Source organism: Nocardioides sp. CF8, assembly GCF_000389985.1.
Taxonomy (GTDB): Bacteria; Actinomycetota; Actinomycetes; order Propionibacteriales; family Nocardioidaceae; genus Nocardioides; species Nocardioides allogilvus.
Window position 1 is genome coordinate 893681 of the sequence record NZ_CM001852.1, and the last position, 24971, is coordinate 918651.

The 24971-nt window shown below is 68.0% G+C and carries 25 protein-coding genes and 1 pseudogene; 23 read left to right on the plus strand and 3 right to left on the minus strand.

Annotation, left to right across the window (positions count from 1 at the left end):
• The first annotated feature begins 54 nt into the window (after positions 1-54).
• Entirely contained in the window at positions 55-324 is a 270-nt protein-coding gene (locus CF8_RS04345) for a helix-turn-helix domain-containing protein (RefSeq protein ID WP_051204108.1), read from the plus strand.
• Positions 321-1778: a type II toxin-antitoxin system HipA family toxin gene (locus tag CF8_RS04350; protein WP_010831925.1), complete on the plus strand. Its 1458-nt coding sequence runs from the start codon at positions 321-323 to the stop codon at positions 1776-1778. The genes CF8_RS04345 and CF8_RS04350 overlap by 4 nt, the downstream gene beginning before the upstream one ends.
• A 248-nt stretch (positions 1779-2026) precedes the next feature.
• Here CF8_RS04350 and CF8_RS21375 read toward each other — a convergent pair whose 3' ends face one another.
• Positions 2027-2344, minus strand: a complete 318-nt coding sequence (locus CF8_RS21375; RefSeq protein WP_010831926.1) for an ArsR family transcriptional regulator — start codon at positions 2342-2344, stop codon at positions 2027-2029.
• Between the two features lie 315 nt (positions 2345-2659).
• Between CF8_RS21375 and CF8_RS04355 the strand changes: the two genes are divergently transcribed.
• From CF8_RS04355 to CF8_RS04455, 21 genes are all read left to right on the plus strand, one after another.
• Entirely contained in the window at positions 2660-3304 is a 645-nt protein-coding gene (locus CF8_RS04355) for a hypothetical protein (protein WP_010831927.1), read from the plus strand.
• Positions 3305-3807: 503 nt separating this feature from the next.
• Entirely contained in the window at positions 3808-4236 is a 429-nt protein-coding gene (locus CF8_RS04360; protein ID WP_156887146.1) for a hypothetical protein, read from the plus strand.
• An 11-nt stretch (positions 4237-4247) separates the two neighbouring features.
• Entirely contained in the window at positions 4248-4979 is a 732-nt protein-coding gene (locus CF8_RS04365) for a hypothetical protein (RefSeq protein ID WP_010831929.1), read from the plus strand.
• A 4-nt stretch (positions 4980-4983) separates the two neighbouring features.
• Positions 4984-5751: a hypothetical protein gene (locus tag CF8_RS04370; RefSeq protein WP_036490206.1), complete on the plus strand. Its 768-nt coding sequence runs from the start codon at positions 4984-4986 to the stop codon at positions 5749-5751.
• On the plus strand, positions 5748-7049 hold the full coding sequence (locus CF8_RS04375) for a CpaF family protein (RefSeq protein ID WP_010831931.1): 1302 nt from the start codon (positions 5748-5750) through the stop codon (positions 7047-7049). The genes CF8_RS04370 and CF8_RS04375 overlap by 4 nt, the downstream gene beginning before the upstream one ends.
• A 7-nt stretch (positions 7050-7056) precedes the next feature.
• Positions 7057-7959: a type II secretion system F family protein gene (locus CF8_RS04380; RefSeq protein WP_010831932.1), complete on the plus strand. Its 903-nt coding sequence runs from the start codon at positions 7057-7059 to the stop codon at positions 7957-7959.
• The gene (locus tag CF8_RS04385) at positions 7956-8855 is read left to right on the plus strand and encodes a type II secretion system F family protein (protein ID WP_010831933.1); all 900 of its coding nucleotides are present in this window, start codon (positions 7956-7958) and stop codon (positions 8853-8855) included. Before CF8_RS04380 ends, CF8_RS04385 begins: the two co-directional genes overlap by 4 nt.
• Positions 8856-8964: 109 nt before the next feature.
• Positions 8965-9174 (plus strand): hypothetical protein, encoded by a 210-nt coding sequence (locus CF8_RS04390; protein WP_036490209.1) that lies wholly within the window; start codon positions 8965-8967, stop codon positions 9172-9174.
• Positions 9175-9232: 58 nt separating this feature from the next.
• Positions 9233-9634, plus strand: coding sequence for a TadE family protein (locus tag CF8_RS04395; protein WP_036492179.1), 402 nt, complete (start codon positions 9233-9235; stop codon positions 9632-9634).
• Positions 9631-10056 carry a TadE/TadG family type IV pilus assembly protein gene (locus CF8_RS04400; RefSeq protein WP_010831935.1) on the plus strand — a complete coding sequence of 142 codons (426 nt, stop codon included), beginning with the start codon at positions 9631-9633 and terminating at the stop codon, positions 10054-10056. The genes CF8_RS04395 and CF8_RS04400 overlap by 4 nt, the downstream gene beginning before the upstream one ends.
• Positions 10057-10092: 36 nt before the next feature.
• Positions 10093-10521 (plus strand): TadE/TadG family type IV pilus assembly protein, encoded by a 429-nt coding sequence (locus CF8_RS04405; protein ID WP_010831936.1) that lies wholly within the window; start codon positions 10093-10095, stop codon positions 10519-10521.
• Positions 10522-10593: 72 nt separating this feature from the next.
• Positions 10594-13737, plus strand: coding sequence for a LysM peptidoglycan-binding domain-containing protein (locus CF8_RS04410; protein ID WP_010831937.1), 3144 nt, complete (start codon positions 10594-10596; stop codon positions 13735-13737).
• Positions 13738-14357: 620 nt separating this feature from the next.
• Positions 14358-14900 (plus strand): hypothetical protein, encoded by a 543-nt coding sequence (locus tag CF8_RS22930; RefSeq protein ID WP_232211571.1) that lies wholly within the window; start codon positions 14358-14360, stop codon positions 14898-14900.
• Positions 14901-14976: 76 nt separating this feature from the next.
• Positions 14977-15225 carry a hypothetical protein gene (locus CF8_RS04420; protein WP_010831939.1) on the plus strand — a complete coding sequence of 83 codons (249 nt, stop codon included), beginning with the start codon at positions 14977-14979 and terminating at the stop codon, positions 15223-15225.
• Positions 15222-16127, plus strand: a complete 906-nt coding sequence (locus tag CF8_RS04425) for a hypothetical protein (protein ID WP_036490215.1) — start codon at positions 15222-15224, stop codon at positions 16125-16127. Before CF8_RS04420 ends, CF8_RS04425 begins: the two co-directional genes overlap by 4 nt.
• Positions 16128-16144: 17 nt before the next feature.
• Positions 16145-16477 carry a hypothetical protein gene (locus CF8_RS04430; protein ID WP_010831941.1) on the plus strand — a complete coding sequence of 111 codons (333 nt, stop codon included), beginning with the start codon at positions 16145-16147 and terminating at the stop codon, positions 16475-16477.
• A gap of 11 nt (positions 16478-16488) precedes the next feature.
• Positions 16489-17298: a hypothetical protein gene (locus CF8_RS04435; RefSeq protein WP_010831942.1), complete on the plus strand. Its 810-nt coding sequence runs from the start codon at positions 16489-16491 to the stop codon at positions 17296-17298.
• The gene (locus tag CF8_RS04440) at positions 17295-18683 is read left to right on the plus strand and encodes a type IV secretion system protein (protein WP_232211572.1); all 1389 of its coding nucleotides are present in this window, start codon (positions 17295-17297) and stop codon (positions 18681-18683) included. Before CF8_RS04435 ends, CF8_RS04440 begins: the two co-directional genes overlap by 4 nt.
• A complete protein-coding gene (locus CF8_RS04445) occupies positions 18680-20218 on the plus strand; it encodes an SCO6880 family protein (protein ID WP_010831944.1) in 1539 nt (512 codons plus the stop codon). Before CF8_RS04440 ends, CF8_RS04445 begins: the two co-directional genes overlap by 4 nt.
• Before the next feature lie 198 nt (positions 20219-20416).
• On the plus strand, positions 20417-21952 hold the full coding sequence (locus tag CF8_RS04450) for an ATP-binding protein (protein ID WP_036492183.1): 1536 nt from the start codon (positions 20417-20419) through the stop codon (positions 21950-21952).
• A gap of 428 nt (positions 21953-22380) precedes the next feature.
• The gene (locus CF8_RS04455; RefSeq protein ID WP_051204111.1) at positions 22381-22695 is read left to right on the plus strand and encodes an IclR family transcriptional regulator domain-containing protein; all 315 of its coding nucleotides are present in this window, start codon (positions 22381-22383) and stop codon (positions 22693-22695) included.
• Between the two features lie 250 nt (positions 22696-22945).
• On the opposite strand, the gene istB is transcribed toward CF8_RS04455, so the two are convergent.
• Both istB and istA read right to left on the minus strand, forming a co-directional pair.
• Positions 22946-23758, minus strand: a complete 813-nt coding sequence (gene istB / locus CF8_RS04460; RefSeq protein WP_010831946.1) for an IS21-like element helper ATPase IstB — start codon at positions 23756-23758, stop codon at positions 22946-22948.
• Positions 23758-24957 (minus strand): annotated as a pseudogene (gene istA, locus CF8_RS04465) (IS21 family transposase). Before istA ends, istB begins: the two are co-directional and overlap by 1 nt.
• Positions 24958-24971 lie beyond the last annotated feature (14 nt).

Here is a 24971-nt window from a genome sequence, read left to right on the forward strand (position 1 = left end):
TTGTCTACGAACGTGGACGGTCTAGAATGTCTGCGAACGTGGACAGGAGGAGTGATGGCGGTGATCAGTGGCGCCCGACAATTGGGTGCGGCAGTACGTGCGGAACGCAAGCGGCGCGGGTGGAGTCAGCTGGTCCTGGCCGAGCATAGTTCTGTCTCTCGCGCGTGGTTGGCCCGCTTCGAGACCGGCCACCCTGCGGCGAGCTTGGAGCCGGTGTTCCGGGTGCTGAAAGCCATGGATCTGGAGCTCAGCGTGATCAAGCGGCGAGTCTCTCCCGCCGAGGACGATGTTCTGGCCGCTCTGGCGCGACAGGAACAGGGATGAGGCAGAGCGATCTGGCGGTGGTGATGTACGGCCGGGTCGTCGGCCGGATCACCCAGCCGTTCCGGTCGGCCGAGCCGGAACTCACCTACGACTCCGAGTACGTCGACCACGGCCGCACCCCCCTCTCCGTACTGATGCCAGTCGTCGACGGCTCCTACCGCGGGCTCCGGGTGCGAGCGTTCCTGGAGGGCGTGCTGCCCGAGGACCCACAAACGCGCCGGCGTTGGGCCAGCCAACTCGACGTCGAGCCAGACGACTACATCGGCTTGCTGTCGCAGATGGGGTGGGACTGCCCCGGGGCGGTGCAGTTCAGCGCCGTCTCCGAGCTCGACGACATGCTGGCTCGTGGCCGGGAGACGCAGCTGGTCTCAACCGAGGAGATCAGCGCACGGCTCCGTGATCTTCGGACTGTGGCCGAGCCCTCGTGGACGATGCCCGAGGAACACTGGTCGCTGCCGGGCCAGCAGGCAAAATTCGCCATGTCTCGGCTGAGTGACGGCTGGCACGAGGCGCACGGTTCCGCGGCGACGACACACATCCTCAAGCCGGGCATCGGCCGGCTCCACCATCAGGCGCTCGTCGAGCACGCGACCATGCGGGCGGCCCGCTCAGCTGGTCTGTTGGTGGCGCTGACCGAGTTCCGCTACTTCGGCGAAGAGCCGGCCATCGTGGTGGAGCGCTACGACCGGGTGGTGCTGGAGGACGACACCGTGGTCCGGCTGCACCAGGAGGACTTCTGCTCTGCCAGCGGTCGGCTCCCTGCGAAGAAGTACGAGGCCCATGGCGGCCCGAGCCTGGGTGACATGGCGAGGACCGTGCGGCAGAACGTGCGCGACCGGCACTCGGCGCTGCGGTCGCTCGGAGACTTCGCGGCCTTCAACTACATCTCGGGATCGCCCGACGGGCACTCGAAGAACATCTCACTACTGCTGCTGCCCGACGAGGTCCGCGTCGCTCCCCTCTACGACCTGGCAACCGGGCTCCCATACGACTCGGTGCCCGGCTTTCGAGAGGTGGCACTCAGCATCAGCGGCCGACGCAAGTTCGGGCAGGTGCTGGGCAAGCACTGGGACCGCGCAGCCCAGAGCCTCGGCATCCCGGCCGAGGAGTTCCGCGCTCGGGCGCGTCACCTCGCCGGCGGCTTCCCCGATGCCTTCTCCGACGCCCTCCTCGACGTCGGGACAGCGGAGGCCGACCATGTCCGCCAGCGCAGCTTGATGGCCATCGACCAGCACACCCAGCAGGTCCTGGCCAGGCTCAACGACCCCATCGAGCACACCACCGACCGACGGCGATCAGCCTTACCCGCCGTCGATCGCCGGTCCACCGTCCTGCAAGCCCAGCTGCTAGATGACGCCATGCGCCGCCCATCGCGGCCATCGCGGCCATCGAGGCCATCGAGGCCACGCGACAGCAAGCCGGGCGACGAACCTCCCGCAACCCCGTCGCTCTGATCCGCCCGAGACCTGCTCAAGAAGTCGAGCCGTGCCGCGTGGTCGCACTGCGCCCGCCCCTCTGGTGAGCGCCCGTTGTGCGACCGGGGAGGGTAGTAAGGGACGGTCACGTAGACAGTGCCGGGTCAACTGCTCGTAGGCGGCCAGGGCTCGGAGCCGCTGCCTGCTGAGCGCCCGCGATGGCGCGCTCGCGCCCGTCGCAGAGGTGCTTTTGAGGCTGCCGCAAAGCTTGAGTGCTGGCCCTTTCGTCAGTCTTGGGCAGCGCTGGACGGTCGACGACTAGTCGCGTAGTCAGTCCAGCGCCGACCGAGTTCTTCGACGCGTTTGCGGTTTGTCGTCCACAGCACGACTCGTCCGACGCCACGCCGTTGACCGCGGGGATGGTCGGCGACGACTAGGTCGAGGTCTTCTAGCACCGCCAGGTGACGAAGGATTCGACTGTGCTCCACCCCGACCGCATCCGCCAACTCCCGCGTGCTCATTGCCCGCGACGAAAGATGGCGCAGCATCTCGGTCCGCGCGCTATTGCCGATCGCGTTGATGATCGCCAACACCTCCTCGGGCATCGTTGGCGGCTTGGACAGTCGAGGCACGGGTCGCATTGTGCCGGACGTCTTGGTGCGACGTAGCTCCTAAAGATTGCCATAAACGCCGTTCTTGTGTCATTCTCAAGTGAGACAGCATCGGGACTCCGCCAGATACGTGCGCTGGGATGTGTCCGATCCGGCCCGCCCACGGTTGCCTTCATTAGTTAGAACGTCTGCGGCCGGAAGGACTTACAGATGAACGACTCACCAAATGCGCGAACCATGGGGGCGACCCAGGCGCACCCGAGCGTCTACTCTTTGAGCAACTGTCGCCTACTCGGGGAGGCATGGTCCATGCTTGCCACCACCCTTCGCCGCTATGCAACCGCGTGCGTCGCCCTCACTGCACTGGCCGTCTTCACGACAGCATGCGCAGGCGATAGCGACCCCGAGACCGAACCCACAAGCGGCGCCACCAGCAGCGCGACCGACAACACGTCGGAACCCACCACGGACCCGAGCCCCACGCCGGACCCCGACGCTTGGCGGGCCAAGTTCGACGCGGCCCAACTCAAGGCCTACGACACGGCCCTCCAACGTTGGGAGTCCTACGAGTCCCGCTCCGAACCTCTCTGGGCGAAGGGTGAAGCCACCCCAGCAGCCGAGAAACTGTTCAAGGAGTTCTTTCCCCATCCCATCTGGATGGACTACTGGGAGAAGCTCCAGGGCTATGAGCAGGTCAAGGTGAAGATCTCTGGCACGCCGATGATCTATTGGTCCAAGGCCAGGTCTGTGACCAAGAGCGGCAGCGGTGTGCAGATCCAGCAGTGCGTGGACTACACGCCAGTCCAGAGGACTCAGGCCGGCGAAGAAATCCCTCGGCCCGCTCCGAAGCCTCAGTTGAGGACCATCTTCCTCAGCCAACCCGATGGATATGACTGGCTCATCTACGGGATTGAGGAACTAGTGGATGGGAAGCCCAAGACATGCACGCCCTAAGGCGCGTGCTCATCGGTGCCCTGGTCGCCACGATGCTAGTTCTGCTGCCCATACCTGCACATGCGGGTGAGTATCCAAACTGCGGGGACGGCGAGACACCGTCGCCATTCCCGGAGGGTGGCGGTGTTTGCATTCCAGCCGTCGACCCGGGCGATGGCGGAGATGACGGCGGCGAGAATCCGGACGACGGCGGCACAACGCCTGGTTCGACGCCTTGTCACGACGTCAGCGGAGCCGAGATCCCGTGCTCGACCGAGAACGGGACATGGAGTTCCGCGCATCAGTGCTACGCCGGGCCACTGGTTCCTCAACCCGCAGCTGACCAGACGGAGTATTGGAAGGGCAACGATCCGAGCGAGGGCAGCATTTGGGTCTGTGCGGGCCAAGGACAGGCCCTGCCTCCGAACACCTGGTTTGTCCCCGGCGGGGAGGTGCCTCCCGACCCCGGTGAGATGGCGGAGACGATCGTTGAATCGATGCCGTTGGTTAGGCCGACGGTGAACATGGCTCCAAAGCCGCCGCTGATGACGTACGTCGGGCTCCCGACCTGGTTGTGGGTGGGCGAGGACCAGTGGAGCAACGTCACTGGTAGCGCCACGATCGGCAACACCACGGTGACTGTGGTCGCGGAGCCGATCCGGGTCACGTGGGACCTGGGCGACGGCATGGAGACGTGCACCTCGGCTGGCCGCAAGTGGCAGCAGGGGATGAGCTCGGACGAGCAGACGGACTGCTCCTACGCCTTCCAGCACGTCTCGGACTTCGAGCCCGACGGGGTCTTCAAGGTGACCGCGGTCATCTCCTACGCCGTCAACTGGACCTGCTCTGGCACGTGTCTCTCAGCTGCGGGAACGCTCGGCGAGGTGCCTGGCTTCACCAGCGAGGCGACGACCATCCAAGTCGGCGAGCGCCAGTCGGTCGTCATCCGATGAAGGGCAGAACTGTGAGCGACACGATGGCCAAGCAGGACCGCAAGGCAGCTCGGGGCATGCAGGCTCCCGCGTCAGGACTCCTGGCCGCCGGCGAGCGACGCGCCACTCAGGGTGGACGCCGTCACCGGTCCTGGGGTCTGGTGACGGTTGCGGCATTGAGCGTTCTGGGCACCGGGCTCGCGGTCGCGGCCTGGGGGCTGCACGCCGGGCAGAAGGAGTCGGTGCTCGCGATCGGGGAGCCGGTCTCCAAGGGTCAGGTGATCGCTCGCGAGGATCTGGTGACCACGTCGGTGTCGGGTGTTTCCGGGGCGATCCCTGTCGGCGAGATCAACACCGTGGTGAACCAGACCGCGGCCGTTGACCTGGTCGACGGGCAGATCCTGACCTCGGAGATGTTCGCGGCCTCCGCTGTGCCAGCCGCCGGAGAGGCCACCGTTGGGCTGGCGCTCGACCCGGCGCGGGTCCCGGGTGCGGGTCTGGACCCCGGTGACGTGGTCGACGTGATCGCAGTCCCCGGAGGTGACGCCGCCCAGAAGGACCCCGCCGCGCTGGACACACCGGAGGTGCTGGCTGCTGGTGCGAGCGTCTACAGCGTTGAGGGTGCTGCCACGGCTGGTGGTCAGGTGCTGGTGACTCTGGTCGTTGACGCGGCGGTCGCCGCCCGGATCTCGGCGTACTCCACGCAGAACCGTGTGGCGGTCGTGGAGACTGCGCCGGCGGGCGCAGAGACGACGGGGGAGTGAGGTCGTGCTGATCTCGCTTGCTTCGGTGAAAGGGGCCCCGGGTGTCACCTCGACCGCGTTGGCGCTGGCAGCGGTGTGGCCGCGACCGGTCGTGTTGCTCGAGGCCGATCCGTCCGGTGGCGACCTGGCGTACAGGTGCAAGGCAGTTCACGGCGGCCCGGTCGCTGCGAACCAGGGACTGCTGCAACTTGCGGCCGCGGTGCGGGGCGGACTTCCCGGTGCGGGGGTGGTGGTCGATGAGGCGCAGGTGCTCGGCTGTGGGGTGAACCTGGTCCAGGGCGTGACCCGGGCCGGGCAGGCCAGGGCGTTCTCCGGGCTGTGGCCCACGATCGCGTCGGCCTGCGTGGGCGCCGAGGTCGACGTCATTGCAGACCTCGGGCGGCTGGATAGGACCAGCCCTGTGCTGCCGCTGGCCGAGCACTCCACTCACTTGCTGACCGTGGCCGCGGCGACGTTGGAGTCGGTGATGCACCTGCGCGAAGACGTCCAAGACTTGATGGGGGCCTTGGCGCATGCCGGAGCGATCCCCGTCTGCCCGGTGCTGGTGGGGCCTGATGCCCGCGCGGGTCGTGACCGTTCGGACCTCGACAGCCTGTTCGACGGAGCTGGGATTGCGGTTCGGCCGACGCTGTCGTTGCCCAACGACTCGAAGGCGCTGGCCCGGCTCGAGCAGGGAGAGTCGCCCTCCGGTCGGCTCGGCCGAACACTTCTGATGCGTGGGGCCAAGACACTGGCGGCGTCGCTGGAGATGACGGAGTTGAGCTCGGCATGATGGTTGATCCAGATCTCCTGCGCATCGTTCACCGCGAGGTCGGTGACCGGCTGCACCGCGAGCAGCAGCGACGCCTTCGCAGCGGCCAGGGTGAGCTGGCTGGTGCCAATGAGCAGCAGTACACGCGCAGGCTGATCGCCGACGTCATCCGCGAGCACGCCGAGAAACTCCTGGCGGTCGGGCAGTCTCCGCTGAACCCCGAGATCGAGCAGGAGCTCGCCGAAGGTGTGCATGCTCGGATGTTCGGTGCCGGGCGCCTCGAGTCGCTGCTGAATGACGAGTCGGTCGAGGAGATTGCGATCAACGGGTACGACGAGGTCTGGGTGTCCCGGGCCGAGTCGGACGCACCCTGGGAGCGAGCTGAGGCGGTCGCGAGCAGCGACGAGGAGCTGATCGAAGTGATCCAGGGCTTGGCGGCGTACGCCGGCTTGAACTCGCGGCCCTGGGATGCCGCCAACCCCGAGCTGGACCTCACCCTGCCGGACGGGTCGCGCCTTTCAGGGGTCATGGGCGTCACCCCGCGGCCGTCGGTGTCGATCCGCCGACACCGATGGGAAAAGGCCGAACTCGCAGACCTGGTCGGCAATGACACGATCACCGATGAGGCCGCCGACTTCCTGCGCTCGATCGTCCTGGCCCGGTTCAACGTGATGATCGCCGGCGGCACCAAGAGTGGGAAGACCACCCTGCTGAGGGCGATGGCGGCCGAGATCGGGCCTGAGGAACGCATCGTCACTGTGGAGAACGCGCTCGAGCTGGGGCTGCACAAGTTCGAGGACCGGCACCCCAACTGTGTGCCGATGGAGGTGCGGCTGGCCAACTCCGAGGGCCAGGGCTATATCGGCATGGATCGCCTGGTGCGGCGCACCCTGCGCATGGCGCCCGATCGGGTCATCGTCGGTGAGGTCCTCGGACCCGAGATCGTCCAGATGCTCAACGCAATGGGTCAGGGCAACGATGGGTCGATGTCGACGATCCACGCACGCAGCTCGCGTGAGGTGTTCGAGCGGATCGCGACCTACGCCATCCAGTCCCAAGAGCGGCTCCCGCACGAGGCATCGTTTCGGCTCATCGCCGGCGGCCTGGACTACGTGGTGTTCATCAGCCGCCACCCCAAGACCGGCAGGCGGCGCCTGGACTCCATCCTTGAGGTCAACGGCTACGAAGACTCGGTGCTGGCCTCGGAGATCTTCGCCGCGGGCCCGCACGGGTCGGCGACCTGGACCGGCACCATTCCGCAGCGACTGGACTACCTGACCGCGGTCGGGTGGCAGCAGCCGAGCACCGGGGGATGGTGAGCGGGGTATGTCCCTGACGGCGTTCACTGGTCTTCTGCTCGGGCTCGCACTGGGCGGCAGCGTCCTGCTTCTGGTCGCCGCCCTGATGGGGTGGAAGCCTCCGACACGGAAGCGGGCCGGCAAGGGTCGCGCGAACGCGCTGTGGGGCAGCGCGGCCCGTCGCCGTGCGCTCATCGCGCTCGGGGTCGCGGTTCTGGTCGCGGTGCTCACCAGGTGGCCCGTAGCCGCAGGCGCGGCCGCCGCGGTGATCTACCTGTGGCCCACCATGTTCGGCGGTGGCAAGACCGCAACCGGGCAGGTCGAGCGGGTCGAGGCCCTGGCCACCTGGACCGAGTCACTGCGTGACTCCATCGCCGGGTCGGTGGGACTCGAGGACGCGATCCGGCACTCCCTAACCGCCGCGCCGCCAGTGCTCCAGCCGGCGCTCCAGCGACTCGAGGGACGCCTGCGAGTGCAGATCCCGCTCACCCAGGCGCTCGCCGCGTTCGCTGAGGAGTTCGAGGACTCCTCGGCCGACCTGGTCGTGGCGGCACTGATCCTCAACTCCAAGCTGCGCGGCCCGGGTCTGGTGGCCACCCTCACCGCCCTGGCGAGCGCGGCACGCGAGGAGGTCGACATGCGACGTCGGATCGAGGAGGGCCGCAAGAGTCTGCGCCGTACCGCGTTGATCATCGTCGGTGCCACCGCGATCTTCGCCGGCGGGATGGCGGTCTTCTCCCGCGACTACGTCGCTCCGTACTCCACGCCGTTGGGCCAGCTGATGCTCGCGGTCGTGCTCTCGGTCTTCGCCGGTGGCCTGATGTGGATCCGGTCGGCGGCGAACCTGCGCCCGCCTGAGCGGTTCCTGGTCGGTGTTGACCAGGTGGACGCGGCGTTGCAGCCGGGGCTTGCTGGAGGTGGGACCCGATGACGTTTGGACTTCTGCTCGGTGCCGCCTTGGGTTTCTCGTTGTGCCTGTTGGTGTTCGCCTTGGTGCCGCCCCGGCCGGCGTTGGCCAGCGTGGTGGGCAAATGGGAGCGGCAGCGGGCCCGCCAGGCTGCGATCGTGGAGCTCGACGTCGATGACACCAGCTGGCAGGGCCGGTTCGGGCGGTGGCTGGTCGCGCAGCTCGCGCAGCGGGGCATCATGCTCGGCAAGTTGCGCGCCGACCTCGAGCTGAGCGACTACACCCTCGAGGGGCACTTGGTCCGCAAGATGACCTACGGGCTGCTCGGGTTGCTGTTGCCGTCGATGTTGACCGTCACGATGATGGTGATCGGGGTGACCCCTCCGCTGACGGTGCCGGCGGTCGGTGGGCTCGCGCTTGGTGCGCTGTTCTTCTGGGTGCCCGACCTGTCGGTCGTCCAGGCGGCTGAGCAGCGGCGTCACGAGCTGCGTCGAGCGTTGTCGTGCTACCTCGACCTGGTGGCCATGTCGCTGGCCGGTGGCCGCGGTATTCCCGAGGCTCTGCCTACGGCGGCGCGGATCGGCACGGGATGGGCCTTCGAGCTGCTCCGCTCGACGATCGACCGCGCCCGCCTCGTTGGTGACACCCCGTGGGCGGCGCTGGCCGACCTGGGCAAGCGCACCGGCATGCAGGAACTTCAGGACCTCGGCGGGGCGTTGATGTTGGTCGCTGATGACGGCGCCAAGGTCCGCCAGTCTCTGACGGCCCGGGCTTCGACCATGCGGCGCCGCCAGCTGGCCGAGGCCGAGGGTGCCGCGGCCAAGGCGGATCAGTCCATGGAGATGGCGCAGGTGGTGCTGTTCATCGGCTTCGTGCTCTTCCTCGGGTTCCCCGCGGTCGTCGCGGTGATGGGGGTCTGAGCCATGGCCGGCGTCATGTCACACCAGACCTCGCTGGGGGACTTGCCCTCAGTGAGCAACAACGACTTCCCGGGCGCTTGGGCGTTCGGGCAAACAGAAAGGTAAGCCGATGGTTCTCAACTCTCCCGAGGTCCAACTGCTGCGCACCTACATGAGTGTGCTGGCGTCATCCCTCAGCGGCGGCCGCGAGCGTGACGAGCGCGGCGAGATCGCCCAGACCGTCATCATCGTGGCGATTCTGGCGGCGGCCGCGATCGCAATCTGCACCATCATCGTCACCAAGTTCACCAACAAGGCGAACACCATCCCGACCGAGTGACCAGCGTCCATTGACCAGGCTCTGACTTCGAGGGAGGGATTCGCGGGTGAAGCGGCAGATGAAGCGACCAGGAGACCACGACGAGCGCGGGGCAATGTCCCTGGCGCAGGTCGTCATCACCGCGCCCGCGCTGCTGTTCCTGCTCATGCTGATCGTGCAGTTCGGACTGATGTTCCACGCCCGCAACATCGCCGAGCAGGCAGCCCAAGAGGGTGCCGCCGTGGCACGTCGCTTCGATGGGACCCAGGTCCAGGGTCGCGAGAAGGCCCTCCAGCTGCTCACCGCCGTGGGGGAGGGCACCCTCAAGAACCGCGACGTCACCGCCAACCGGACTGCCGACACGGCCACGGTCACAGTCACGGGCACGGTCGTATCGGTCGTGCCGGGCTTCTCCCTTTCGGTGTCGGAGAGTGCCTCAGGGCCGGTCGAGAAATATGTCCCTCCGGTGGACAACCCATGATCCGCCTGCGTCCGGGGCGCCGGGATGAGCGTGGTGTTTCCGCGATCGAGCTGACCCTGATCGCACCCGTACTCATGGTGGTCTTGCTGTTCGTGGTCGGCCTCGGGCGGATGGCGCATGCCCGGCAGCAGATTGAGTCCGTCGCGGCCGACTCGGCTCGAGCCGCGTCGTTGGAGCGCAACACCAGCCTGTCCACACATGCCGCCGAAGTCGCCGCGGCTCAATCGTTGGGGGAGGCGGGGGTCAGCTGCACCAACCTGAAAGTGGACGTGGACTTGTCGAGCTACCAGCCCGGCGGCCGGGTCACCGTCACGGTGTCTTGCAAGACCCAGCTCGGTGACGTGGCTTTGGCCGGTTTCCCCGGCAGTCGCGTGTTCTCCGCGACCTCGGTGGTCCCGATTGAGACCTACCGCGGTGGCTGAGTCCTCGGGTTCACGATTTCTGAAAGGCAGGGAGCGATGAACGGGCGTATCGGGTGGCGGCTGGGTCGTCAACGCGACGAGCGCGGGGCAGCGACCATCTTCGTGGTCCTGTTCACCGTGGCGCTGCTCGCGGTCGCCGGCCTGGTCATCGACGGCGGATACGCACTGGGCGCCAAGCGCGCGGCGATGAACAACGCAGAGCAGGCCGCCCGGGCCGGGGCCGACGCCCTCAACCAGGGTGCTCTCCGGGACGGGCAGACCATGGTCGACCCCGGGCGGGCGGTCAACGCCGCTCAGGCCTACCTGGCGCTGGTGGGCGCGCAGGGAACCGTGGATATCGCCGGCGGTGAGGTCACTGTCACGGTCACCGGGCAGCAGGACACCAAGCTGCTCTCCGCGGTCGGGGTGGGCTCCATCCCGGTCAAGGCGACCGCAACCGCGCTATCGATCGACGCAGACGACTAACCAGCTGTCACACGGTGCCGCCTCGGCGCACCTGCCCCAAGTGACAAGCCCATTTCGGAGAGGAAGAGAAAGATGCGACTGATCAAGGCTCTGCTGGCAGGGGTCGTGCTGGCTGCGATCGTGGTCGGACCGCCCTGGGCACTGCTTCGCTACATCGGCAACCCCTGGCCGGCCGAGGGAGTCTCGCTGTCCGCGCCGCTGACCGACGGCGCGATCATCGGACTCCTTGCCGTCATCGTCTGGATCCTGTGGGCCCAGCTGATGGCGTGCATCCTCGTCGAGGCGACCGCCGCCCTCACCGACGACAGAATCCAACTGCGCGCGCCCTTCACACTCGGCGTCCAGCAGCACTTGGCGCGCCGGCTCATCACCGCGGTGGTCGTCGCCACCGTGGCCACACCCGTCGCGGCCGCAGCCGTGGCCGCTCCAAGTGCCGGAGCAGCTTCACCGGCACCCGCCGCTATGTCCGCCGGCGTCGGTTCCGCGGACGAGAGGCAGACCGATCAGCAGGACCGAGCGACCAATACCCAGAAGCCGGGTGTCCCGGCAGCCGTGGTGACGGTGATGCGCCTGGATTCGTTGTGGTCGATCGCCGAACGGCACCTCGGCGACGGAGATCGGTGGCCCGAGATTGCAGCCCTCAACGAGGGCCGCACCATGAATGACGGCAGCCGATTCGTCGCCGCCGACCACATCAAGCCCGGTTGGGAGCTGCGCGTCCCCGGTGGACCAACCATCGAGGAGGAGCCGGCGATAGCGCACGAGGTCACCGTCACCAAGGGCCACACACTCTCAGAGATCGCCCTCGACGAACTCGGAGACGCCCAGGCCTACCCGAAGCTCTTCGAGGCCAGCAAGAACATCGACCAGCCTGGGGGAGCGCACCTGACAGACCCCGACCTGATCCAGCCTGGCTGGACGATCATGGTCCCCGGACGCGAAGGTGTCGTCGACGAGGGCGCCAACCATTTCGACGCGGACAGTTCGCGCCCGCGAACAGACGGACGGGACTCCTTCACGCCCTTCCCACGCATCGTTCCCGAGCCGACGGTGTCGACCGATGACCCCGGCAGGTCGGAAGAAGCCGGGGAGGCGTCTTCGGCTCACGAAGTAGCAGACGAGGACGGGCACACCCTCCTGAGGGCGCTACTCGCCACCGCTGCCTGTCTCTCGGTGGGGGCGCTGGGGTTGATCATGACGAACCGGCGCCGACAGTTCCGTCGTCGCCGAATTGGGCGAACGATCGCCTCGACCCCGCAGGAGGTCGTGGAGGTGGAGCAGGCGATCGTCGAGCACGGGTCCGAGGCGCAGGAGGATGTGACCTTCCTCGACCGTGCGTTGCGGCACGTCGCGGGGTCGTGCAAGGTGGCGGGCCAGCCGCTTCCCCAGTTGGGTGCCGCCGTGCTGGGCGAGGAGGACCTGACGCTGTTGTTCACCCACCCCGCCAGCTGCGAGGTGCCGGAGGGCTGGACGGCGACGGATGACGCCCGCGCGTGGATGCTGCCACGCTGGACCATCCTCGAGAAGGACCTGGAGACCCAGCCGGCTCCATACCCGGCGCTGGTGAGCATCGGGCAGGACGAGGGCGACCGCACCTGGCTGCTCGACCTGGAAACGCTGGGCATGTGCGGGATCGGGGGCGAGCCGCAGCAAGTCGCCGACCTGACCCGGTTCATGGTCGCCGAACTGGCCGTAAATGCGTGGTCGGAGGGCAGCGAAGTTCTGCTGGCCGACCAGTTCGGCGCCGAGACCATCGGGCTCAACCCCGCCCGGCTCCGTCAGGTGCAGCGGGGCGATGCCCTCGCCCGCGCCGCTGTGCTCGCCGGTGAGATGAGCGAAGTCGAGCAGAACCTGGACGCCGACGTGTTGACCAGGCGCCGCGATGGGCTGCTCCTGGACACCACCAACCCCGTGGTGGTCGTGGTGGCGTCTCGACCCGAGGGCGCGTTCGCCGCCGACATCGGGGCCCGGGACCGGTCCCGGGTCGTGATCGTGCACGGCGACGAGGAATCCCCCGCAGTCGAGCTGGCCGGCGACGGGATGGCGTTCCTGCCGATGTGGGGGATCAGCGTCAAGGCCTTCACGCTGCCGGCCTCCGAGGCGGGTGCCATGGCGGCTCTGCTGGCCTCTACCCGCAACTTCGAGGACGAGCCGGTTCCGGCCACGCAATCCGACGATGGACCGCTGGGTAAGTACGCCCGGGCCGACGGGTCCCTGCGCGAGGAGTACACCGAGCCGCGGCACACCGAGGGCGACGACCCCTCATCGATGTTGCCCGACGCCGACGCGGTCTACCTGTCCGCCGCAGCGACGACCGCGGGGGATCTCGCTGCGGCCGCGCCGAGTGTCCCGGAGGCGACCCGCGCCGAGCTCGCCACCCTCGACCCGACGCTGGACCAAGACGTCGCGGACTGGTTCGACGAGTCCTCCCCGCGGCCCAAGGTGCACCTGCTGGGACCGGTCGAAGTGACCGCGCTCAACGGGGGCGACCCCACGTCGATCGACAACCTCGGGGGAACGATCTCCTTCATCGCCTACCTGGCTTGTCAGGACCACGGCGTGACGGGAGAGCGGGCTGCCGCGGCGTGCGGGTGGAAGACCCAGAAGACGGTTCAGAACCGGGCCACCAACGCCCGCTTCCTGCTCGGCACCCGACCCGACGGAAGCGACTGGCTGCCCGACGCGAGCATGAGCGCCGGGGCCCGCCGGGGGACGAGCCCGACCTACGAGCTCGTCCGGGGCGTCGGCGGGGTGCTCAACAGCGCCGACCTGTTCGTTCGGCTGCGCCACCGGGCCGAACGTCGAGGTGATGTCGGCGGGTGCGAAGAGGACCTGGTGACTGCCCTGTCGTTGGTCACCGGTGCCCCGTTCGAGGCCGCCACCGAGCACCGGTTCAAATGGCTCTTCAAGCCGGGGCAGCAACGGCACGACGAGATCCTGGTCGGGGCCGTCCACGACACGGCCCACCTGCTGGCCACTCGAGCAGTCGCCGGGGGTCGCACCGACCTGGTCCGGATCGCTTGCACTGCAGCCAGGAACGCCAGCCCGCACAGCGACATCGCTTGGCTCGATCAGGCCGCGGCCACCGAGGCAGATTCGGGCCGCGACGCCGCTGGAGAACTCGTGCGTGATCTAGTCCTCGATCGTTTCGACGAGGACCTCCCGCCCCGTTCGGAGGCCATCGTGGAGCAGCGTGAGTGGGGGGCCACGGGTTAACCCGAGAAGTCCCAGACGACGGTTCGGCCCTGTCTCACCACCGGCGGTGAGGCGGGGCCGAACCCATTTCGAACGGGCCACACCAGCCTGTCGGCAGAACTTTCTGAACTTTCTTCCCGCGGCCTCGGGTTGGCGCCGACACCGTCTCTGACCTGCGCGTTTGGTTTTGGTGAGCGGGTTTGGTGAGCGGCCCGCCAGGCATCCGGGGGAGTGGTGACCGGCGTTGGTGAGCGAGGTGGTGAGGGGTCGGGCCTGCAGTAGGCGCGTCCTGATCGCCTACTCGGAGGACCGCCATGTCGGCCAGTCACCCAGCCCGCGAAGTCACCATCGGCGCCACGTCCCTGACCCCCGCCCCTGCCCCGCCATGCAGCGGTGGCCAGCACCAGCGCCGCAAAGCCCAAAGCGCGTTGGCCGCCTCGGTCATGAGCACCTTGGAGGGTTCCGGGAAGTGGGCTGAATGGCAGTCCGTCGAGCCGCGGCTTGCCGGGTTCGCCAGCCTTGAGGAAGCACGTGAGGGATGGCGCCGCCGCGACGAGCGCTGCTACCAGGTCGTGGCCGGCTTGACCGCCCTCGGGTCACGGCGCGGCGGTGACGATGACGACGCCGCCCTCGCTGTGGCCGTGCTGCTCGAGGAGGGCGTGAACCGGGTCGCGATGACCCTGAGCGACGTGTGCGAGCTCGTCGACGTCAACACCACAGTGTGGGAAGAGGTCAAGGCAGCCGAGCCGAGTTTGGGCACGCACGCGGCCCGGTACATGCTGCAGCGCGCTCGGCAACGGTTGACTCGCCCGGCAGCAGGAATGGTCGCTCGAGTTCAGGCCACGTCCTTGGACCAACGGCTCGGGTGGGACAGGCCCGCCACCGCCTTCGGTGAAGACCAGGACCGCGATCTGCTGCTGGCTGTTCCCGAGGTCGAGGACCCTGTCGAGGATCTTGCCGACCTGCTGACATGGGCGAGGGAGATCGGTGTCATCGCCAGCGAGGAGATCGATCTGCTCGTCGAGCTGCTGGCCGCGGAGAACGACGGGATGGCCCGCGAGGAGGCGCAGCGGGCTGTCGGCGAGCGCCACGGTGTGGCCATGCGGACGATCAGGCGACGCCGGGACCGCACCGCGGCTCGTCTGCGGGATGCGGCCCCCCAGTACTTGGCGGCCATCGCCTGAAGCATGCGTCCCACGTTCACGGGACTTCATGCCGCTCCCTGTCCGATCCGGACAGGGAGCGGTTGCTTTTCCAGTCATGAGCGAGCAGGCACACAACGCAGTCAGCGTCTCCGAGCCGACCCCTGCGGTCGTCGCGCAGTTGCTGGACGTGGTGGCCGACCACAGTGTCGATCACGCACTGTCCGACATGGAGCAGGTGATTGCGCGTCTGCGGGCCGAGGCCGAGGCGGCGGCGGCGGCACGCGAAGTGCTCCGCAACACCCCCGCCACGGTTCTGCGTGAGGCACTGCGGCTGCGGGCCGTCCGGATCGAGACAGCCCGATGAGCACCCGCACCGCGCCCCGGTACTCCACCCGCGAGCTTCAGGCCGCGGCCGCCGCGCTGGCGGCCGGCCGGTTCACCCCTACGACCTCCCGTATTGAGACGACGGCCGCAGCCGCCGAGGAGTGCACACACCCGGTGCGTGACGCCGTCGAGGGAAGCATCGTTGCTACGCGACTCCCGATAGCCACATCGACCGCGTCAACTGGTTCGGCGCCCCTGGTGCGGGTCCGGGCCGCCAACGCTGGCGCGGGCGCCTCCACGATCGCCCTCGCGCTCGCCGACGTCGCAGACGTCGCCGGTATCCGTACACGGGTGCTGGATGCAGCGGCCCCCGCGTGGTCAGGGCTGCTGGGCGCCACGGTCACCGAGCTGGGCGCGGCCGAAGGCTGGCGCCGTGGCCGACGGGGCGACGGCGTACTTCTCGACCGGGTCGAAGAGTCGATACGCGTCCCCGCGGAGGTGCCCAGCCCGCGGACGGTCGACGGCGTCGACCTGACCGTGTTGGACGCCGGCTGGTCGATGCGTGAGCTAGCCGCCGCGACCGACGCGTGGGTTGCCACGACTCTCGCGCAGGTCGAGGTCCTGGTGACCCGCCCGCACGGGCTGGCGCTGAGCCAGATCGAGGCGGCGCTGGCGCACCTCGAGGACCAGCTCGCCGGCGACCAGGTCGTCGTCGTGGTCGTGGGCGCCAGCCGCTGGAGCGACCGCGAGTTCGCGACCGCCGGACGTCTGCTGCGCACAGCCCACCAGCAGGACGCCGTTCTGTTCGCGCCGCTCCTACCCGCCAAGGCGCTGCCGGGTCTGGGACCCGACCCGCTACCCAAGCAGCTCACAAGCCCCTCCCAGCGCCTGCTGGAACGGATCACCACCATCACCGGCCCGCTCACGGCGAACCGGACCTGAAAGTAGAGGAGAGACACATGATCATCCACGCCATCTCCGAGGTCGCCATCCAGATGGTGACGCTCACCGGCGCTATCCACGCAGAAGGCGTTGGCAACGTGTGCGCCGCCCCGCCTGCCGGTGTCGAGCCGTACGTGAAGGACATTCTCGGCTGGGTGAAGTACGGCGTCATCGCGATCATCATCGGCGCCGGGTTCGCCTCCGTCGGAGCAATGATCGTGGGCAAGATGGGCTCGATGGGACGCGCCGCACAGGTCGGTGCCTCCGGCCTCTTCTGGAGCGTCCTTGGTGCGGTCGCGTTCGTCGTGATCTACGGCATCTTGAACGGCATCGTCGGGAACGGCTGCTGACCATGCTCAAAATGCCACGGTTCAACTTCGAGACTGCAGTCATCGACCCACAAACTGAGTGGACGCGCCGCCGGCTGCAGATCATGCTTGGCGGCGGCGTGGCCGTCGTGCTCGCGGTTCTCGCGGGCGGAGTGTGGTCGGTGGCCAGCATCGTGACCGGAGGGTCGGACGCCGTCGACAGCTCGAACGGCGCGACGCAGTCCGCTCAGGACCAGTTGGCAAGCAAGCAGCTCCCAGTCGCGCCGCTGGAGGCCGCACAGCCCGGCAGCCTGTCGTCAGGGGAAACCGGCACGCTGGAGATTCCGGCACCGATGGAGGTGGGGGAGGTGGGGGTCGCGACCGGCTTCCCGCACACCCCGGAAGGTGCGCTGGCCCAGCTCGCCGCGATCGACTCGACCGCCCTGACCTCCGCGTCGGTGCGTGTGGCCCAGGACGTCATCGCGCAGTGGGCCGCCCCGGGAGGTCCGAGTGCCGAGAGCTGGACGGGAGTCCTGGCGGTGGCCGCGCTGCTGGAGTCGGCCGGCATGTCCTCGGACGCACAGAACAGCATCACGATCGCGGTTGAGCCGAAGATGGGCTACATCAAAGGCACAGTCGGCGACGACTTCGTCGTTCCGTGCATCGACTTCATCGTCACCGCCACCATCGCGGCAGGCCAGCCGCAGCAGGTCGCGGCCGCCGATTGCCAGCGCATGGTGTGGCAGAACGATCGGTGGGTGATCGGGCCAGGTGAGGAGCCGGCTCCGGCTCCGTCGCTGTGGCCCGGCTCTCAGGCCTCCTTCGACGCCGGGTATCAGTGGCTGGAGGTGCCCCAATCATGAACGAACCCATGATGACTCAGGCAGTCGCGAGCACCGTCGTGAGCACGGTTTCGAACGTGGTCGCGATGTTCACTCTCAATCCGTTGGAGTGGCTCGGCGGCAAGGCCAAGGAGACGTTGGCGGACGGGTTCACTTCAATGATGATGGGCCTGTGGTCGGCCGCCATGTGGCTCCTGCAGACGGCCTTCAACCTGATCGATGACTTCATCCCCAACGTCGCGGACCCGGACCTGGGGAAGCTGTACTCGGTCACCTTGTGGATCTCGCTCGCTATCGCCCTGGTGATTGCGTTCGGTCAGATCGGCTTGGCGGTGCTGCGACAAGACGGCCGGGGCTTCGGCACCCTCGCGGCGGGCCTGGTCCAGTACGGCCTGGTGGTGGCGTGCTGGGTCGGGGTGTCTGCCGGACTCATCGTCGCCTGCTCCGGGCTCTCGCAGGCGATCTTGAAGACACTGCTCGGTGTGGACAGCTTCTCCGGCTATGCGGCCGGCGATGGGTTCGTCGACACGGTGTCGGGCACTGTCCAGGCAGCAACGTTGGGGGTGTGTGCGCTGTTCGTGGTCATTCCCGCGGCCTTCGGCAACATCATCATCATGTTGGTGCGCTCCACCGCTCTGCTGATTCTGACCGCGACGTTGCCCATCACCGCGGCGGGCGCGATGTCCGATGGATCCAAGTCGTGGATGTGGAAGTCGATCCGCTGGTTCCTGGCGTGCTGCCTGATGGATCCAATGCTGGCCCTCGTGCTCGGGATTGGGACCCAGTTCGCCTGGGCGGGGTTGCCGGATGGGGCAGCCGCCGATGGGTCTTCGAGTGCCGAGAACATCGGCATGTCGGTGGTCGGGTCGCTGATTCTGCTGGTGGCTTGCTTCATGCCCATGGTGTTGTTCCGGTTGCTGGCCTTTGTCGATCCGGGCACGGCCTCGGGTGCCTCGTTCCGTTCGACGATGAACGCGAACGGCGGTGTGGCTGGCTTGCTGCGTGGCAAGAGTGGGCAAGTTGGCGGTGTCGATGCGGGGTCGGGGTCGGCTGCCGCTAGCCAGACTGCTCCCGACGGGCGCACCACCGGCGAGGCGGGCGCCGAGGCCGAGACCGCCACGAGGTGGCAGTCCTCAAAGATCGGCAAGACGGCCGCCGTCGTCGCGGCTGGCATGGAAAGGACCGGGCAGGTCGCCCAGGCCGGTGCCGGGATGGGGGTCGATGTGCTCGGCCAGTCCGGCATCGGCAACCAGGGCTACTACGACACCAGCCACAGCCCGAGGAGTCCCCAGGCGCGCGGGCCCGGCCCTCAGGGTGGGGTGTCGGGCCGCAACGGAAAGGGTGTCGCGAACGACTCCCCGCCCGAGGTCCAAGCAACTGTCGACGAAAGGGAGATCTACACATGAGCGTCTACGGAGCATCGGCGACACGGGACCGGGAGGCCTGGCTCTTCGGCCTCACCGGCCCCCAGTTCTTCATGGTTCTCGCCGCAGGTTTCCCCACCTGGATGGCGATGGCCGCGGGGCAGTGGCTCGCCCTGGTGCTAGTCGTCCCGCTGTGGGCGCTGGCCGGGCTGTTGATCTGCCTCCCGGTCCGGGGCTGGTCTGCCTTCCAGTGGATCGGGGTGCTGGTCCGGCACCTGGCCGGGGCAGCCTTCGGTTGGTCACGGTTCCAGTCCAAGGCAGCCGCCGGTGACCTCGATCTCGGCGACGCAGAAAACGGTGGGGATGAGGGGGACGCGGGCGAGGCGGACCTGCCCGGCATCCTTGCCAGCATCCAGATCCACGACGGACCACCGATGACCGGGCAGACCGGCCGGCCGGCGATCATCCAGGACCACGCGGCCCGGACGTGGGCGGCGACCGCGCGCATCGTCCACCCTGGTATCGGGATGAGCGACGATGCGGACCGGTTCCGGATGGGTGCCGGGTTGACCGAGCTGATGGAGGCTGCGACCGCGGGCAACCAGATCGACTTGGTCGTGGTGCAGGTGCGTACCGTCCCCGACGATGGCACTGAGCGAGACGAGTGGGTGCGTCACAATGCCCGAACCGACGAGCCGGAAGTCTCGGCACAGGTCAACGCCCAACTGGAGGCAATGACCGCCGGGGCGGCAGTGCGCCGGGAAGGGTTCGTGACCGTGGTGGTCCGTGAGGACGTCATCAACAAGGACGCCAAGCGCGCCGGACGGGGCGTGATCGGCCGCGCCCGAATCCTGTACTCGGTGCTTGCCGAGGTCGAGGCGCGGCTGACCGGTTCGATCGGCTGCACCCGGGTGAACTGGCTCGACACGTCCGAACTCGCCGCGGCGATCCGCACCGGATTTGAGCCGGGCGATGCGCCTGCGCTCGCCGACGCGGCGATCCACCACGGCGATGACCCGTCGATCGCGGCCGGTGTCCCGGTCGCGGCTGCGGGCCCGACCAACGCCTCGACCGCGTTGCGTTCCTACCGGCATGGGGAGTGGGAGTCGGTCTCCTCCACCATCCTGTTGCCCCGCAAGGGTGCCCGGATGGGTGCTCTGGCGCGGGTGCTGGTGCCGTCCCAGCCCGGTGAGCGGCGCGCGCTGACGGTGTTTTACCGGCCGGTCTCGCAGCAGTCCGCGGACCGATCCACCGGACGGGCGCAGATGTCGGCGGTGATGGCCGGGACGCTGCGTGAGAAGGCCGGCAAGGTCGAGCGGGCCAAGGACCGTCAGTCGGTCGGCAAACTGCACGAACGCGACGAGAAGCTCGAGCTGGGCCGCTCGCTGGTCAAGGTGTCCTCCGCGGTCTCGATCACGGTGCCGTCCGGATGGAACGTGCAGGACTTCGGCCGCCGTCTCGATGCGTCGATCCGCATCAGCGGCTTCACACCGCTCCCTCTGGACGGGGCACACGACTCGGCCTTCGCCGTGTCCACGATCCCGTTGGGAGCAGGCCTGCCCAAGAAGCGCCGCTAACCCGAGCCGCGATTCGGCTCCAGCCTGAAACAGCCCGACCCTCAGATGTCCGATCTGGCGGCCGGGCTGTTGCTTCTCCAGGCATCGGAGCACCAACCGGACCCCGTTGAAGGGAATGCCTGTCATGTCTGCGCGATCGAGGAACCGTCCGGCCCTGAGCGTGCGCACGTCGAGCCACACGATGGGGGAGTTGTGAGCATGACCGCGACCCGGACCCGCTCACGTGGCGGCACCAAGAAGGACCGGCCGGCGTCGCGGACGATCGATGACCTCCTGTCGGACTTCGGAACGACGATGCCGCGCAAGGCGGCCCCGGCGTCGGCGCCGCCGGCCGAGAAACTGTTCCCCGGATCGGTCAAGCACAACGGTGTACGGCGGATGGGCCACGGCTGGGCTCCCACGCTGCCCCCGCTGGCCGGCTACCAGATAACGTCGGAGGAGACCCCGGTCCTGTGGCCGCTGATCTCCGGCGACGGGCTGCCGCCGTGGGGTGCGGAGTTGGGCTACGACGTGCTCTCGGGCGGCAAGTTCTACTGCGACCCGATGGGCTGGGTCCTCGACGACGCGATCCCGGTCACCAACCCCAACATCTTCATCTTCGGCAAGCCGGGGCGCGGTAAATCCGCGATCGTCAAGGCGTTCATGCTCCGGATGATCCGCTACGGCTACCGGTCCCTGGTACTTGGTGACGTCAAGGACGAGTACGAGGATTTGGCGCGGTTCCTGGGCGTCGACCCGTTCCGCATCGGACCCGGTCTTGCTGGCCGGATCAACCCCCTCGACTTCGGCCCACTCGGGGTGGACTGGGAGAACCAGACCCGTGAGGAACAGCACCGTAGCGCCACCGTGATCTTCAACCGCTGGCTGTTCTTGATCCGGGGCCTAATCGGCTCCCAGGGGGTGAGGTTCACCCCGACCGAGGAACGAGTGATCAATAGGGTGCTGCGTCATCTGACCGGCTGGTCGACCAGGGCATCGCGGCTCAAACCGGTGACCATCCCTCAGGTGTGGGCGGCACTCGACTCACCCGCCGACGACCTGGTCGCGGACTGTCGCTACTCCTCCCGGCAGGACTTCTACGACGGCACACGTCCGTTGCGCGACGCCTTGGGTGCACTGTGCGAGGGCTCGCTGCAGGGCATGTTCGACACCGAGTCCACCTACCGCCCCGACTGGCGTGCACCGATCCAAACACTGTCCCTGCGCTCCCTGCACGAGACCGGTAACAAGGTCGCCGTCGGCATCGCGTTGATGTGCCTCAACTCCTGGGGCCAGGGGATGCGCGAGATGGCCTCCGCAGGGGATCGGCGGATCGTGCTGCGAGACGAGGCGTGGCTGCAGACCCGACTTTCATTGGACGCGGTGCTGGCGCTGGACGCCAACCTGCGTCTCTCGCGTACCGAGGGCGACATCCAGATCGTGACCTACCACAAACCGTCCGACCCGCTCTCGGCCGGCGATCAGGGCAGCCAGGCCGCCCAGATCGCCAAGGACCTGCTCAACCTCTCCGACATTCGCATCCTGATGGGCCAAGACGAGTCGGTCGCCGACGAGCTCGGCCGGCTGATGGGGCTCTCGGAGATGCAGCAGGCAGTCATCACCAACTGGGCGATGCAGGAGAAGGGCCGAGCCCTGTGGATGGTCGGCGACCAGCGATACAAGGTGCAGACGCTGCTCACGCCGCTCGAGAGGCGGCTCACGTACACGAACGACGCGATCGCGACAGCCAGTTAGAAGTTCGCGTGAATATTGACGGTTTCGCCGGGAACCTGAGCATGTGCCAGGCCGTAGGTGTCGTTGGGGCGCTCAGGTTGCCACGAACATGGTCGCGCCCGCGCCAGAGGTTCCGGAAGGCGCTCCCCAGTCCCGGCGACGACCTCCGGACGCGTCTTCCGGGACGCTGGAATGGTGGTGCATCCGCTGATCAGCCGTGAACCCGGGGTTCGCTATCCGGGCAGGTCGGCTACCTGTCCGAAGGCTCCATGGCCAAGCTCTACGAGGCCAGCAATACTGAGCCCGTCGCCGCCATCGAGAGCAGCGACGTGTAGGCACCGAGGATCACCTCAAAGCCCACCACCCCGCAGGGCTCTGTCCTTCAGTTCGCCGCGGTGACGAGACCGTCTGTCTGCTGAGCGAGGAGGGTAGCTTCGCGCTGCGCTCCCATGTGCTCCACGAGGGCATCCGCCGTTGACATCCCGCTCGGGGTGGCGTCGGCCGGACTGGCCATCTTGTCCCACCTCCCGGAACGTGAGCTCGAGGCGTACCTGGCGCGGGCCGAGCTCGAGGAATCGTGGGGGGAGGCGCACGGCGACGGGCCGTTGCGAGCGCGGGTCGCGGAGACGCGGCAGGCGGGGTACGCGACGAATTCGGGCCTCGTCGTCGAAGGAAGCTGGGGAATGGCGTCGGCCGTGTTCGATCGCTCCAGCGCTCCAGCGCTCCAGCGCTCCAGCGCTCCGGCGCTCCGGCGTGGGCGCTGAGCCTGACGGGAGTCGAGTCACGCTTCCGCGAGGGTCGGCGACAAGAGCTCGGTCAGCTCCTGCTCGAGACCAGGCGCACGTGCTCACGCAGAGGCTGACCTCGTGACACCGGAGGTCGTCCAATGCCGGGTGAGCGATGCGACCGGTGCTACGCGATGTGATGACAGCACGGTAGGCTTCTGACACTGTCAGCGCTCGTCGAAAGTTCGGCCGGTTCTGCTCTTTGAAAGTTGGGCCACTTCGGTGTTGGTCACTGTGCCGTGTTCTCGGCTCTGGCGGAGGGCAGCGTGTCGATGCCACTGTCCTTGAGCCGGTAGGAGCTGCCTTTGAGGGTGAGGACGTCTGCGTGGTGGACGATCCGGTCGATCATCGCGGCGGCGACGACCTGGTCACCGAACACGTCGCCCCAGCGGGCGAAGGGCAGGTTCGATGTGAGGATCAGCGAGGCGTGTTCGTAGCGGCTGGTGACGAGTTGGAAGAACAGGTTCGCGGCGTCTTGCTCGAACGGGATGTAGCCGACCTCGTCGACCACGATGAGTCCGTAGCGGCGTAGCCGTGCGAGCTCGTGACTCAGCCGGCCGGTGGTGTGGGCGCTCTGGAGTCGGGTGACCCATTCGGTCGCGGTCGCGAACAGGACCCGGTGCCCGACGTGGGCTGCTCTGATCCCGAGCCCGATCGCGAGGTGGGTCTTCCCGGTCCCGGGCGGGCCGAGGAGCACGAGGTTCTGGGCGGCGTCGATGAACGTTGCGGTTCCTAGGTGCGCGATCGTGTCGCGCTTGAGTGCGGGCTGGTGGTCGAGGTTGAAGTCCTCGAGCGACTTGCGGCCCGGGAACCCCGCGGCCCGGATCCGGAGCTCGGCACCTGATCCTTCGCGGGCTGAGACCTCCCGCGACAGCACGGCAGCGAGGTACTCCTCGTGGGTCCACGACGCGTCGCGGGCCTGATCAGCCAGCCTGGCCGCAGCCTCACGGATCCGTGGTGCCTTCAGCGCCCGGGAGAGGTACTCGATCTGCTTGGCCGTCTCTTTCGCGACCGCCGCTGAGGTGGTGGGCTTCGTGGCCATCAGGCGACCTGCCCATCAGCGTCGACGTGAGTGTCGAGGTCGACACCGAATGCGGTGTCGTAGTCGGCCAGGTCCCGCAGCAGCGCGTCGGACGCGACGACGGGTGGGGCCAGGATCGCTTGGCGCAGCCGCCGTGCGGTAGCGACGTGGTCGGGATCTGTGATCGTCTGGGCGGTGGCCCAACACCGCCGGTGGTTTGCGACGGCGCGGCCATCGCAGGTCACGGTGACCGTGTCCAGGTCCGCGTGGACCTCGACCATCCTGCCGATCACGACCGTAGTAGTCACGCGGGAGCCGGACCCGGGCCCTGAAACCGGTCGCTGGCGGCATCGGTGGCAGGGCCAGCATCGCGGCCCGGTCCAGGCCGATCCGCTCGACCGGACGGGCACCCAAACGGCGCACGATGCGTCCGTTCGCGAGCGGGAGCCACTGGCCGAGTTGGGTGTTGAAGTCCGCCGGGCTGGTGAAGGCCCGCCCGGGCAGGAACGATGTTTCCAGGTACCCGTTGGCGCGTTCGACGATGCCCTTGGACTCGGGGTCGAACGGTCTGAACTGCACCATCCTGGTGGCCAGGGTGCCGCAGAACCCGGTCACGCCTTCGGCGTAGCGGTTGCGACGCCCGATGCCTGCCTCGTTGTCCCAGATCAGTCGCTGCGGGACCGCGCCGAGCTGGCTCGACATCAGTTCCCACATCCCGCCGAGCAGGTCGCCGGTGGTTCGCGAGGGCAGCATCATCGCGGTGATGAACCGGGAGTAGGACGACACGATCACCAGCACCGGTGGGGTCGCGCGCTGCCCCGGCCCCAGCGCGATCTTGACCGGCGGGAACCACAGGTCGCACTGGGCCTGGTCCCCGGGGCGGTACTCCAAACGATCGGCCGGGTCGCGCGGTGCGTAGTCGACCCGCAGGCCCGCGACCCTTTGCGGAACCACGACGGCGAGCCCTCCCAGCCGACCCGCTCGGCGATCACCGTGGCCGGCATCGCGGGGAAGTCCTTCAACAGCTCCCGCACCCGCGGCTCGTAGGCGTCGAAACGCGAAGCCACCGGTGGCCGCACGTACCGCGGTGGCCGCTGCGCGACCGCCGCCCTGGCAACGGTGTCGCGCGCGATCCCCAGATGCTTCGCGATCGCCCTGATCGACAACTGCTCCTGCGCATGCAGCCGCCGCATCTCAGCCCAGTCCTCCACTGTCATCACCCAATCCATCGTGG